General features: G+C 62.0%; 10 protein-coding genes and 1 pseudogene. 8 read left to right on the top strand and 3 right to left on the bottom strand.

Features of this window, described 5'->3' with window-relative positions:
* Window positions 1-30: 30 nt before the first annotated feature.
* Window positions 31-1,323: a glycine-betaine demethylase subunit GbcA gene (gene gbcA / locus N436_RS19000; RefSeq protein WP_110741720.1), complete on the bottom strand. Its 1,293-nt coding sequence runs from the start codon at window positions 1,321-1,323 to the stop codon at window positions 31-33.
* 294 nt (window positions 1,324-1,617) lie between these two features.
* Between gbcA and gbcB the strand changes: the two genes are divergently transcribed.
* Window positions 1,618-2,718 (top strand): glycine-betaine demethylase subunit GbcB, encoded by a 1,101-nt coding sequence (gbcB, locus tag N436_RS18990; RefSeq protein WP_105947343.1) that lies wholly within the window; start codon window positions 1,618-1,620, stop codon window positions 2,716-2,718.
* A gap of 118 nt (window positions 2,719-2,836) precedes the next feature.
* Window positions 2,837-3,481: an RHS repeat-associated core domain-containing protein gene (locus N436_RS18985; protein WP_371920918.1), complete on the top strand. Its 645-nt coding sequence runs from the start codon at window positions 2,837-2,839 to the stop codon at window positions 3,479-3,481.
* 19 nt (window positions 3,482-3,500) lie between these two features.
* On the opposite strand, the gene N436_RS18980 is transcribed toward N436_RS18985, so the two are convergent.
* A complete protein-coding gene (locus N436_RS18980; RefSeq protein WP_110741718.1) occupies window positions 3,501-5,126 on the bottom strand; it encodes a methyl-accepting chemotaxis protein in 1,626 nt (541 codons plus the stop codon).
* A 277-nt stretch (window positions 5,127-5,403) separates the two neighbouring features.
* On the opposite strand from N436_RS18980, the gene N436_RS18975 reads away from it, so the two are divergent.
* The 4 genes and pseudogenes from N436_RS18975 to N436_RS29000 all read left to right on the top strand — a co-directional run bounded on the left by N436_RS18975 (window position 5,404) and on the right by N436_RS29000 (window position 8,061).
* Complete coding sequence (locus N436_RS18975; protein WP_060499137.1) at window positions 5,404-5,628, top strand: hypothetical protein; 225 nt, start codon at window positions 5,404-5,406, stop codon at window positions 5,626-5,628.
* The gene (locus tag N436_RS18970; protein ID WP_060499136.1) at window positions 5,625-5,927 is read left to right on the top strand and encodes a cell division protein ZapA; all 303 of its coding nucleotides are present in this window, start codon (window positions 5,625-5,627) and stop codon (window positions 5,925-5,927) included. The genes N436_RS18975 and N436_RS18970 overlap by 4 nt, the downstream gene beginning before the upstream one ends.
* Window positions 5,928-6,123: 196 nt before the next feature.
* A pseudogene (mcpH, locus tag N436_RS29005) lies at window positions 6,124-7,197 on the top strand (methyl-accepting chemotaxis protein McpH); the annotation flags it as partial.
* Between the two features lie 126 nt (window positions 7,198-7,323).
* The gene (locus tag N436_RS29000; RefSeq protein WP_371920920.1) at window positions 7,324-8,061 is read left to right on the top strand and encodes a methyl-accepting chemotaxis protein; all 738 of its coding nucleotides are present in this window, start codon (window positions 7,324-7,326) and stop codon (window positions 8,059-8,061) included.
* A 105-nt stretch (window positions 8,062-8,166) separates the two neighbouring features.
* Here N436_RS29000 and N436_RS18955 read toward each other — a convergent pair whose 3' ends face one another.
* Window positions 8,167-9,207, bottom strand: a complete 1,041-nt coding sequence (locus N436_RS18955) for a low specificity L-threonine aldolase (protein WP_105947338.1) — start codon at window positions 9,205-9,207, stop codon at window positions 8,167-8,169.
* Window positions 9,208-9,544: 337 nt separating this feature from the next.
* Here N436_RS18955 and N436_RS18945 point away from each other — a divergent pair, with 337 nt between their 5' ends.
* Complete coding sequence (locus tag N436_RS18945; RefSeq protein ID WP_003255681.1) at window positions 9,545-10,798, top strand: serine hydroxymethyltransferase; 1,254 nt, start codon at window positions 9,545-9,547, stop codon at window positions 10,796-10,798.
* Between the two features lie 15 nt (window positions 10,799-10,813).
* Window positions 10,814-12,064, top strand: a complete 1,251-nt coding sequence (locus N436_RS18940) for a sarcosine oxidase subunit beta family protein (protein ID WP_003255680.1) — start codon at window positions 10,814-10,816, stop codon at window positions 12,062-12,064.
* Window positions 12,065-12,069: the final 5 nt, after the last annotated feature.

Here is a 12,069-nt window from a genome sequence, read left to right as displayed (position 1 = left end):
CCGGAGCGCTGCCAGGTCACCGATGATGGTCTACTGCGCCAGCACTTCCTTCAGGTAAGGCGCCGGCTCAGCCCCCAGGTTGTTCAGCATCCGCCCGCTGTACCAGTCAATGAAGTTCACCACGCCAAATTCATACGTCTTCGAATAAGGCCCAGGCTGGTACGCTGTGGAGTTGATCCCACGCTGATTCTCTTCCGCCAAACGGCGGTCCTGGTCGTTGGTGGCGTCCCACACCTTGCGCATACGCTCCGGGTCGTAGTCCACACCTTCCACGGCGTCCTTGTGCACCAGCCACTTGGTGGTGACCATGGTCTCTTGAGCGCTGATCGGCCACACGGTGAACACGATCATGTGGTCGCCCATGCAGTGGTTCCACGAGTGCGGCAGGTGCAGGATGCGCATCGAGCCCAGGTCGGGGTTCTTGATGCGGCCCATCAGCTTCTGGCAGGCCTGCTTGCCGTCCATGGTCATCGACACGGTGCCCTTGAGCAGCGGCATGCGCACGATGCGGTTACGCAGGCCGTGGCTCTTGTGCAGGTACGGGATTTTCTCGGCTTCCCAGGCGGCGGCCGAGGCGGCCACGTGGTCCTTGAATTCCTGGCTGGCGCGCGGGTCGTTGGTGTCGTCCCACTCCAGCAGGGTTTGCAGCAGCTCCGGGTGCGAACCGCTGCAGTGGTAGCACTCGCGGTTGTTTTCCAGCACCAGCTTCCAGTTGGCCTTTTCCATCAAGGTGGTTTGCACCGCCACCTTGGTGTTCTCCATGTCGTACGGTTCCATGTAGTGTTCCAGGGTGGCCAGGAACTCGTCGATGGCAGGCGGGTTTTCCGCCAGGCTGATGAAGATGTAGCCGCCGGCCACCTTCACGTTCACCGGCTTCAGGCCGTACTGCTTCATGTCGAAGTCGGCGCCCATTTCGGTGCCGGCGAACAGCAGGCGGCCGTCCAGCTCGTAGGTCCACTGGTGGTAATGGCACACCAGCTTGGCCACCTTGCCTTTGTCGCTGACGCACAGGCGCGAGCCGCGGTGGCGGCAGACGTTGTGGAAGGCGTGCACCTTACCTTCGGCGCCACGCACCACCAGGATCGGGTTGTTGCCGATCTGCAGGGTGATGTAGTTGCCTTTTGCCGGAATTTCGCAAGTCATGCCGGCGATCAGCCATTCTTTCTGAAAGATCTCCTGCATGTCGATCTGGAACAGACGCTCGTCGGTGTAGAAAGGCTGGGGCAGCGAGTAGGTGCGCTCGCGGGTCTGCAGCATCTCGGCGGTAGCCTTGCGTGCAGGTTCCAGTGGATCGCCCAGGCTCAGGGTTGCGGTGACGTCCATCGTGTATTCCTCGGGGCCGTGTGCGGCCGGCAAAAGGTGGCTAATCGTTGTTGTGGTGCCGCAAGGCTGTCTTCAAGAAACAGCTTGTTTATTTGCCGTGGAGTGTGCGTCCGAAGCCGCCGCGAACCGTATCCATGGGCGACATGGCCGATGTGAATAACGACGCCACAGCCCTTGTAGCGCGGGGCTGGTCGCGATAAGCACGCCGATGTCGCTGGCAGGAATGTGCATCGCCTTCGGCTTGCGCATTATCCAAGCCATAAAAAGCCCAATAGTCGGCTGCTGGAGATGAACATGTCCGATACCTTCCTCAATCCGGTCACCACCCAGACCTGGGCCAACGGCCGCCACATCGTGCGCTGCGTCAAGGTCATCCAGGAGACCTGGGACGTGCGCACCTTCTGCTTCATGGCCGATCAGCCGATCATGTTCTTCTTCAAACCCGGGCAGTTCGTCACCCTGGAGCTGGAGATCGAAGGCAAGCCGGTGATGCGTTCCTACACCATCTCCAGTTCGCCGTCGGTGCCCTACAGCTTCTCGATCACCGTCAAGCGCGTGCCGGGCGGGCTGGTGTCCAACTTCCTGCACGACACCATGCATGAAGGTGCCGAGCTGCCGGTGCACGGGCCGGTGGGGTTGTTCAACGCCATCGACTTCCCGGCAGGCAAGGTGTTGTACCTGTCGGGTGGCGTGGGCATTACCCCGGTCATGTCGATGGCGCGCTGGTTCTACGACACCAACGCCAACGTCGACATGGTGTTCGTACACAGCGCCCGCTCGCCGAAGGACATCATCTACCACCGCGAACTGGAGCAGATGGCGTCACGCATCCCCAACTTCAGCCTGCACATCATTTGCGAGAAGCATGGCCTGGGCGAGCCGTGGGCGGGGTATCGCGGTTACCTGAACCAGCGCCTGATGGAGCTGATTGCCCCGGATTACATGGACCGCGTGGTGTTCTGCTGCGGCCCGACGCCCTACATGACGGCGGTCAAGCGCATGCTCGAAGCGGTCGGCTTCGACATGAAGAACTACCACGAGGAGTCGTTCGGCGCGACACCGGCCGAGGCCAAGGCCGATGCAGTGGAGCACGCCGAGCAGGCGGCCGATGCACCGGAGCTGGATGTTTCCGACCTCAATCTGGTGGAGTTCATCGGCAGCGAGAAGAGCATCCGCGTTGCCCCGGGCGAGACCGTGCATGCGGCGGCGGCCAAGGTTGGCTTGATGATCCCGAAAGCCTGCGGCATGGGCATTTGCGGCACCTGCAAGGTGCTCAAGCTGGGCGGTGAGGTGGAGATGGAGCACAACGGCGGCATTACCGAAGAGGACGAAGCCGAGGGTTACATCCTGTCGTGCTGCAGTGTGCCGAAAGGGGATGTGCGGATCGATTACTGATTAAGGGATGCTGGGGCTGCGAAGCGGCCCTCGGCGCTATCGGAGAGCTAGCAGATATGTCAGTTCCAGAGTATCTGAAAGTTAAGTAACTTCACTTCAGACCACTTAGAGGATCTGTATGATGCCGCGCGCTTCGATTGCTGTGAATATATTGAGCCCAGTGCGGTACGATCCTTACGGCCTACAGCCTGGCAGACCTGAGTCATTGCTCGTATTCAATGGAGAGTTCCAAGATCGGTTCACTGGTAATTACTTGCTCGGCAACGGCAGAAGAGTATATCGCCCAGCGTTAAGGCGATTCTTATCTGCAGACCATCTGAGCCCATTTTCCAAGGGTGGCATCAGTGCTTATGCCTATTGCCTGGGCGATCCGATCAACAGGCATGACCCAAGCGGGGCGTTCAGTATTCTTACGTTGTTAAAAAACGCTTTATGGTTAGGCTCGCGGATCAAAGCTGCCTGGTCTGGCCCGAGCAGGCTAAAAGTATTGTCTGAAACAGCGAAGTGGACGGCCCTCGTTGGAAGTAAGCTGGTTTCTTACGGCGTACCTGGTAGTACTGAGTTGGTCGCTGCCGCAGGCCTTGTGAAGGTTGGGGTGAAAGGAGTTTCGACTGCCAAGTCCCTGAACAATAAGCTTAAGGGAGGCGGCTATGGCCTCTCCGTGATGGATCTGGCAGAGGCCGAGTTCTCGCCCTTCGTTGGCCCTATCGCCAGCAGGTCTTCGAGCCCCATCAAAAGCGTTGAACAGATCAGGGCCGCATAGCGGCCCCAAGTCATTCAGATCAGGTACGGAAGCGTGCCACCAACCCATTCAGGTCCACGGCAAGGCGCGACAGCTCAGCACTCGCCGCACTGGTCTGATGCGCCCCGGTAGCACTCTGCACCGACAGGTCATTGATGTTCACCAGGTTGCGGTCCACTTCTCGTGCCACCTGCGCCTGTTCTTCCGCCGCGCTGGCAATCACCAGGTTACGCTCGTTGATCTGCGCCACCGCCCCGGCAATGGTATCCAGCGCCATGCCCGCACCACGGGCGATGTTCAGGGTGGATTCGGCGCGTTCGGTGCTGGTGCGCATCGACTCCACCGCTTCTTCCGTACCGCCCTGGATGCTGCCGATCATGCGCTCGATTTCGCTGGTCGACTGCTGGGTGCGATGGGCCAGTGCACGCACTTCATCGGCCACCACAGCAAAACCACGGCCCGCCTCACCGGCACGCGCTGCTTCGATGGCGGCGTTCAGTGCCAGCAGGTTGGTCTGGTCGGCCAGGCCACGGATCACGTCGAGTACCTTGCCGATGTCACGCGACTGTTCGGCCAGGTGGATAATCAGTTTGGCAGTGGCTTGCACATCACCGCTCATGCGCTCGATGGCCCCCACGGTCTCCATCACCAGGTCACGACCGTCGCCGGTGGAGCGGCTGGCCTCACTGGACGCTTCAGAAGTGCTCACGGCATTGCGCGCCACTTCTTCGACAGCGCTGGTCATTTCAGTAACGGCTGTGGCGGCCTGTTCAATCTCGTTGTTCTGCTGTTGCAAGCCACGGGCACTTTCGTCGGTGACGGCATTCAGCTCTTCGGCTGCCGAGGCCAGCTGCGTGGCCGAGCCGGCAATCTGCTGCAGGGTGTCGCGCAGCTTGTCCTGCATGCGGGCCATGGCGCGCAGCAGGCGGGCGGCTTCGTCGGTGCCTTCGGCGCGGATGATGTGGGTCAGGTCACCGTCGGCGACCTGTTCGGCGCTCTTGAGCGCTTCTTCGATCGGCTTGACGATGCTGCGGGTCAGCAGGAAGGCGCAGGCGAAGGTCAGCACGGTAGCGGCCACCAGCAGGCCGATCACCAGGGCGAAGGCCGCAGCGTACTGGTTGGCAGCCTTCTCGTTGGTGGCGCGGGTCTGGTCCGTGTTGATGCGCACCAGGGTGTCCATGACCTTGTTGATCTGCTCGGAGTTGGCCAGCAGATCGCGGTTCAGCAGGTCGCGCAGCTCGTCCAGGCGGTCGGCCTGGCTCAGGGTGCGCATGCGTGACTCCAGCTGGCGGTACTGGTTGAGCAACTGGCCATACTGGTCGAACGCGGCCTGTTCGTCGGCGGCGCCGATCATGGGCAGGTAGGCCTGGCGTGCGCGGTCTATCTGGCTGTTGCGCTGGTCCAGCAGGTTGAGGGTGTCGCGCTGGGTGTCCGGCTCGCGGTTGAGCAGCAGGCGGTAGGAGAGGGTGCGCATGCGCAGGTTCAGCGCGGTGAGCTCGTCGAGGATCTTGATGCTGGGCACGCTGACCTGCTCGATAGCCACGCCGGCCTGGCGGATGTTGCCCATCTGTATCAGCGAGAAGACACCAAGGCCAAGCATCAGCAGGCCGATCAGGGCGAAGCCCAGCAGCGCGCGCGGGGCGATGTTCATGTTGCGTAGAGACATGGAGAGGAGGGTCCAGGCAAGGGGAAATAAGGTGCGCACAGTGCGACGAAACGTGACTTGCCGGGCTATCGGTCGTGACTGGCCAGTCTTGAGTGCGACCGTTGAAAATTGTGAGGTGGCTAACCTTTTCCTGACCGGCGGTTGACGCAGGTCGGAACAAGGGGGCCGTTACCCTGTCAATCTGCGGGTTCGACACCTTATGAATCCGATATTTAATGGCGATGGGCGGCACTTTTCTTTATCGTGTGCGCCCCTCGCAACAACCTGAGATAGACCCATGCTGGAAGCTTCCCTGAATCAAATCGAGCAACTGGTCAGCGACCTGATGCAGAAAAACGCTCAACTCACCGAGCAGAACGCTACCCTCGGCACGCAATTGGCACAGGCCAAGGAAGAGAACGAAACCCTGCAGCTGTCGCTGATGGAGCAGGAAGAGAAGAACGGCAGCACCGCCGCCCGCCTGCAAGCCCTGGTTGAGCGCGCCAGCGCTGTCGGCGCATGAGATTGCACGAGCAGCCGGTCAATGTCGTGTCGATTCTCGGCATCGACTATTCGATCAAGGCGCCAGAGGGCCAGGAAGAAACCCTGGCTCAGGCGGTGCGGATGCTCAACACCGCCCTGAACGAGACCAAGCGTCAGTACCCGACCCTGATCGGTGACAAACTGCTGGTGCTGGCTGCCCTTAACCTGTGCTCCAGGCAGGTTGAACTGCAGAAAGAACACCAGCAAACCCTGGCACGTACCCAGGCGCAGATCGACGCCACGGTGGACGCCATCGTGCGGACCATTGCCGAGCAATGACGGCTTGATGCCGAGCCCCCTGTGGGAGCGGGCGCGCCCGCGAACACCGGCGCAGCCGGTGCCAGACACCGCGTCGTGTTCTTCGCGGGCACGCCCGCTCCCACAGGATCTGTGTTGTTGTTCTAGATCACTGGATTAACTGGATACGCAAGTGTATACACTTCTCGCAAAACAATAATGTGCGGGGAGTAGGGGCATGCGTATCTGGCGTAAAAGCATCCAGTGGCAGTTGATCACCAGCATGGGCGCCGCCCTGCTGGCCAGCATCCTGGTGGTGGTCATCATTTTCACCGTGGCGCTCAATCGCCTCACCGATCGCTACCTGGTCGACACTGCGCTGCCGGCCAGCATCGAGGCCATCCGCAATGACATCGAGCGCATGCTCGGCCAGCCGCTGGTAGCTGCTGCAGACATTGCCGGCAACACCCTGCTGCGCGACTGGCTGGCTGCTGGCGAAGACCCCGCCCAGGCCCCGCAATTCATCGAATACCTGGCCGCCGCCAAGCAGCGCAACAAGGCTTTCACCACCCTGTTTGCCTCGACCGAAACCGGCCACTATTACAACGAGAATGGCCTGGACCGCACCCTCAGCCGCAGCAACCCCAAGGACAAATGGTTTTACGGCTACATCGACAGCGGCGCCGAGCGGTTCATCAACATCGACATCGATGGTGCCACTGGCGAGCTGGCGCTGTTCATCGACTATCGCGTGGAAAAGCAGGGCCAATTGGTGGGCGTGGCCGGCATGGGCCTGCGCATGACCGAGCTGTCGAAGCTGATTCACGACTTCAGTTTCGGCGAACACGGCAAAGTATTTCTGGTGCGTAACGACGGCTTGATCCAGGTGCATCCGGACGCTGCCTTCAGTGGCAAGCGCCAACTTGCCGAGCAGCTTGGCGCGGACGCAGCCAAGGGTGTCATGACGGGAAGCGAAGGTCTGCGCAGCAGCCGCTTCAGCCGTGACGGCGAACGCTACCTGGCGCTTGGTTTGCCCCTGCGCGACCTCAACTGGACCCTGGTGGCCGAAGTGCCAGAGTCGGAAATCTACGCGCAAATGCACCAGGCCGTCTGGCTGACCAGTCTTATCGGTGGTGCTGTAGCGTTGGTGTCGCTGCTGTTGGTGGTGCTACTGGCGCGTGGTCTGGTGCGGCCGATCCGCCGCGTTACCGCTGCACTGGTGCAAATCGGCAGTGGTGGGGGCGACCTCAGTCATCGTCTGGATGACACGCGCCAGGACGAACTGGGTGACCTGGCCCGTGGCTTCAACCGCTTCCTCGACAGCCAGCGCAGCCTGATTGGTGAGGTGTTGCAAACTTCCGAGCGCCTGCACCGGGCGGTTGAGCAGGTGACTCAGGTGGTGGACAACACCGCCGAGCGTTCCGGACGGCAGCAGGAAATGACCGAGATGGTCGCCACCGCTGTACACGAGATGGGCCTGACCGTGCAGGACATAGCCCGCAATGCCGGTGATGCGGCGCAGGCCTCGCAGTCGGCACGGGACGAGGCCTTGCAGGCGCGTGAGGTGGTGCAACGCTCGATTCGTGGTGTCGAGGGCATGTCGGGCGACATCGGCAAGGCCGCTGATGCCGTCAGCCAGTTGGCCGATGAAGTCGCCTCGATCGATGAAGTGCTCGCGGTAATCCGTAGCATTTCTGAACAAACCAATTTGCTGGCGTTGAACGCTGCCATCGAGGCCGCAAGGGCAGGGGAGATGGGGCGTGGGTTTGCCGTGGTGGCCGATGAGGTGCGTACGTTGGCCCGGCGTACACAGCTGTCCACCGATGAAGTGCAGCAGATGATCCAGCGCCTGAAGCAGGGCGCGGGTTCGGCGGTGAGCTCGATGCAGGCGGGGCAGCAGGCGACTGGCAGTGGCGTGGAATCGAGCCAGCGCACCGGGGCGTCGCTGGGCGCGATTACCGATCAGGTGGAGCACATCAGCGACATGAACCATCAGGTGGCTACGGCGACGGAAGAGCAGTCAGCGGTGACTGAGGAAATCAACCGGACAGTGCAGGGGATTTCCGACTTGGCGCGGGAGACGGCGGCCGAAGTGCAGGGATGTCGGGAAGAATGCCAGGCGTTGCGCGGCTTGGCGGATGACCTGGCTCGGCAGATGGGTGGGTTCAAACTCTAGATCGGTGTTGGCTTCTTCGCGGGCTTGCCCGCTCCCACAGGTACTGCACAGCGTTTGAAGGCGCTGTAATCCTGTGGGAGCGGGCATGCCCGCGAATGCGGTCTGTCAGGCGGTGATGATGCTGCGGATATCCGCAGCCAGCTCACGCACCCGCTCTTCCTCGGTATCCCACGAGCACATGAACCGCGCACCACCGCTACCAATAAAGGTATAGAACCGCCACCCCTTGCCCCGCAGTGCTTCAATCGCAGGCTCCGGCATTTGCAGGAACACCCCGTTGGCCTCCACCGGGAACATCAGTTCCACACCCGGCAAGTCACTCACCAACGACGCCAGCAACTGCGCGCAATGGTTGGCGTGATTGCCATGGCGCAACCAGGCGCCATCTTCCAGCAGGCCCACCCACGGTGCCGACAGGAAGCGCATCTTCGAGGCCAGTTGCCCGGCCTGCTTGCAGCGGTAGTCGAAGTCTTCGGCCAGCTGGCGGTTGAAGAACAGGATCGCCTCACCCACGGCCATGCCGTTCTTGGTGCCGCCAAAGCACAGCACATCTACACCGGCCTTCCAGGTCAGTTCGGCCGGGCTGCAGCCGAGAAACGCGCAGGCATTGGTAAAGCGCGCGCCGTCCATGTGCAGGTTGAGGCCCAGCTCCTTGCAGGTGGCGCTGATCGCTCTGAGCTCATCTGGGCGATAAACGGTGCCTACTTCGGTGGCCTGTGTGATGGTGACCACCCGTGGTTTTGGGTAGTGGATGTCCTGGCGCTTGAGCGCCACTTCGCGGATGGATTCCGGCGTCAGCTTGCCGTTGACGCTGGCCGCCGTCAGCAGCTTGGAACCGTTGGAGAAGAACTCCGGCGCACCGCATTCGTCGGTCTCGACGTGGGCGGTCTCGGAGCAGATGACGCTGTGGTAGCTCTGGCACAGCGAGGCCAGGGCCAGGGAGTTGGCAGCGGTACCGTTGAAGGCGAAGAACACTTCGCAGTCGGTTTCGAACAGGTTGCGGAAGTATTCCGAGGCGCGCTCGGTCCACTGGTCGTCGCCGTAGGCGCGGTCGTGGCCGTGGTTGGCCTTTTCCATTGCTGCCCAGGCTTCGGGGCAGATGCCGGAATAGTTGTCGCTGGCGAATTGTTGGCTCTTATCTGTCATGACACGGTCCTGTGAACGACGCAGAACAGCACTCTAAACCATCGATTCAGCAGTTGCCTATACAAGCGGTGCATAGGCTGATGGCTGTGCTGTCTGTACCGGCCTCTTCGCGGGCACGCCCGCTCCCACAAGGACCGCGCAGGCCAGGAACCATGGGCCTGTGCAAATTCCTGTGGGAGCGGGCGTGCCCGCGAAGAAGCCAACGCCGCAACGAATGTCGTAAACGCGCCATTGCAAGGCGTGCGCAGGCATCTGACCCGCCCCGACCAGTCATAACATCGCCACAAAGGGCCACAGTGCCCCACGACAAAAAACGATCGCTGCCGGGAGATACACGATGTTCAGCAAGCAAGACCAGATCCAGGGTTACGACGACGCACTGCTGGCGGCGATGAATGCCGAAGAACAGCGCCAGGAAGATCACATCGAGCTGATCGCCTCGGAGAACTACACCAGCAAGCGCGTCATGCAGGCCCAAGGCAGCGGCCTGACCAACAAGTACGCCGAAGGCTACCCAGGCAAGCGCTACTACGGTGGCTGCGAGCACGTGGACAAGGTAGAAGCCCTGGCCATCGAGCGCGCCAAGCAGCTGTTCGGCGCCGACTATGCCAACGTCCAGCCGCACTCTGGCTCGTCTGCCAACGGCGCCGTCTACCTGGCCCTGCTGCAGGCCGGTGACACCATCCTCGGCATGAGCCTGGCCCACGGCGGCCACCTGACCCACGGCGCCAAAGTGTCGTCCTCGGGCAAACTGTACAACGCTGTTCAGTACGGCATCGACACCAACACCGGCCTGATCGACTACGACGAAGTCGAGCGCCTGGCCGTCGAGCACAAGCCGAAAATGATCGTTGCCGGCTTCTCGGCCTACTCCAAAACCCTCGACTTCCCACGCTTCCGCGCCATCGCCGACAAGGTCGGTGCGCTGCTGTTCGTCGACATGGCCCACGTTGCCGGCCTGGTTGCTGCTGGCCTGTACCCGAACCCGATCCCGTTCGCCGACGTGGTGACCACCACCACCCACAAGACCCTGCGCGGCCCACGTGGCGGCCTGATCCTGGCCAAGTCGAACGAAGAGATCGAGAAAAAGCTGAACGCCGCCGTATTCCCGGGCGCCCAAGGCGGCCCGCTGATGCACGTGATCGCCGCCAAGGCCGTGTGCTTCAAGGAAGCGCTGGAGCCAGGCTTCAAGGCCTACCAGCAACAAGTGATCGAAAACGCCCAGGCCATGGCCCAAGTGTTCATCGACCGTGGCTACGACGTGGTGTCCGGTGGTACCGACAACCACCTGTTCCTGGTCAGCCTGATTCGCCAGGGCCTCACCGGCAAAGACGCCGACGCCGCCCTGGGCCGCGCGCACATCACCGTCAACAAGAACGCCGTGCCGAACGACCCGCAGTCGCCGTTCGTCACCTCGGGCCTGCGCATCGGCACCCCGGCCGTCACCACCCGTGGCTTCAAGGTTGCCCAGTGCGTGGCCCTGGCCGGCTGGATCTGCGACATCCTCGACAACCTCGGTGACGCAGACGTCGAAGCCGATGTGGCGAAGAACGTCGCTGCCCTGTGCGCCGACTTCCCTGTTTACCGCTGAGTGGAGTAAACGACCATGCAACGCTACTCGGGCTTCGGCCTTTTCAAACACTCCCTCAGCCACCACGAAAACTGGCAGCGCATGTGGCGCACGCCCACCCCTAAAAAGGTGTACGACGTGGTTATCGTCGGCGGTGGCGGCCATGGCCTGGCCACGGCCTATTACCTGGCCAAAGAGCACGGCATCACCAACGTCGCCGTGATCGAGAAGGGCTACCTGGGCGGCGGCAACACCGCCCGTAACACCACCATCGTGCGTTCCAACTACCTGTGGGACGAGTCGGCGCACCTGTACGAGCACGCCATGAAGCTGTGGGAAGGCCTGTCCCAGGACCTGAACTACAACGTCATGTTCTCCCAGCGTGGTGTGTACAACCTGTGCCACACCCTGCAAGACATGCGTGACTCCGAGCGCCGTGTCAGCGCCAACCGCCTGAACGGCGTGGATGGCGAGCTGCTGAACACCGCCCAGGTTGCCGCAGAAATCCCGTACCTGGACTGCTCGAAGAACACCCGCTACCCGATCCTGGGCGCCACCGTACAGCGCCGTGGTGGCGTGGCCCGTCACGACGCCGTGGCCTGGGGCTTCGCCCGTGCGGCCGACGCCCTGGGCGTTGACCTGATCCAGCAAACCGAAGTGATCGGCTTCCGCAAGGAAAACGGCGCGGTCATCGGTGTGGAAACCAACAAAGGCTTCATCGGCGCCAAGCGCGTCGGCGTAGTCACCGCCGGTAACTCCGGGCACATGGCCAAGCTGGCCGGCTTCCGCCTGCCGCTGGAATCGCACCCGCTGCAAGCGCTGGTGTCCGAGCCGATCAAGCCGATCATCGACAGCGTGATCATGTCCAACGCCGTACACGGCTACATCAGCCAGTCCGACAAGGGCGACCTGGTGATCGGTGCCGGTATCGACGGCTGGGTCGGCTACGGCCAGCGCGGTTCGTACCCGGTGATCGAGCACACCCTGCAGGCCATCGTCGAAATGTTCCCCAACCTGTCGCGTGTTCGCATGAACCGCCAGTGGGGCGGCATCGTGGATACCTCGCCGGACGCTTGCCCGATCATCACCAAGACCCCGGTCAAGAACATGTTCTTCAACTGCGGTTGGGGCACTGGCGGCTTCAAGGCAACCCCGGGTTCGGGCAACGTCTTCGCCGCGAGCCTGGCCAAGGGCGAAATGCACCCACTGGCCGCGCCGTTCTCCATGGACCGTTTCTACAACGGCGCACTGATCGACGAACACGGCGCCGCCGCCGTCGCCCACTAACCGGA

It is taken from the genome of Pseudomonas sp. RV120224-01b, from assembly GCF_003208145.1.
GTDB lineage: Bacteria > Pseudomonadota > Gammaproteobacteria > Pseudomonadales > Pseudomonadaceae > Aquipseudomonas > Aquipseudomonas monteilii.
Note: the sequence above shows the minus strand (reverse complement) of the source record. Positions and strands in the feature narration are given on the sequence as shown.

What these genes read in the sequence shown, in the direction of transcription:
- gbcA (WP_110741720.1), bottom strand. Translation starts at nt 1,323, where the DNA reads ATGGACGTCACCGCAACCCTGAGCCTGGGCGATCCACTGGAACCTGCA.
- gbcB (WP_105947343.1), top strand. Translation starts at nt 1,618, where the DNA reads ATGTCCGATACCTTCCTCAATCCGGTCACCACCCAGACCTGGGCCAAC.
- N436_RS18985 (WP_371920918.1), top strand. Translation starts at nt 2,837, where the DNA reads ATGATGCCGCGCGCTTCGATTGCTGTGAATATATTGAGCCCAGTGCGG.
- N436_RS18980 (WP_110741718.1), bottom strand. Translation starts at nt 5,126, where the DNA reads ATGTCTCTACGCAACATGAACATCGCCCCGCGCGCGCTGCTGGGCTTC.
- N436_RS18975 (WP_060499137.1), top strand. Translation starts at nt 5,404, where the DNA reads ATGCTGGAAGCTTCCCTGAATCAAATCGAGCAACTGGTCAGCGACCTG.
- N436_RS18970 (WP_060499136.1), top strand. Translation starts at nt 5,625, where the DNA reads ATGAGATTGCACGAGCAGCCGGTCAATGTCGTGTCGATTCTCGGCATC.
- N436_RS29000 (WP_371920920.1), top strand. Translation starts at nt 7,324, where the DNA reads ATGACCGAGATGGTCGCCACCGCTGTACACGAGATGGGCCTGACCGTG.
- N436_RS18955 (WP_105947338.1), bottom strand. Translation starts at nt 9,207, where the DNA reads ATGACAGATAAGAGCCAACAATTCGCCAGCGACAACTATTCCGGCATC.
- N436_RS18945 (WP_003255681.1), top strand. Translation starts at nt 9,545, where the DNA reads ATGTTCAGCAAGCAAGACCAGATCCAGGGTTACGACGACGCACTGCTG.
- N436_RS18940 (WP_003255680.1), top strand. Translation starts at nt 10,814, where the DNA reads ATGCAACGCTACTCGGGCTTCGGCCTTTTCAAACACTCCCTCAGCCAC.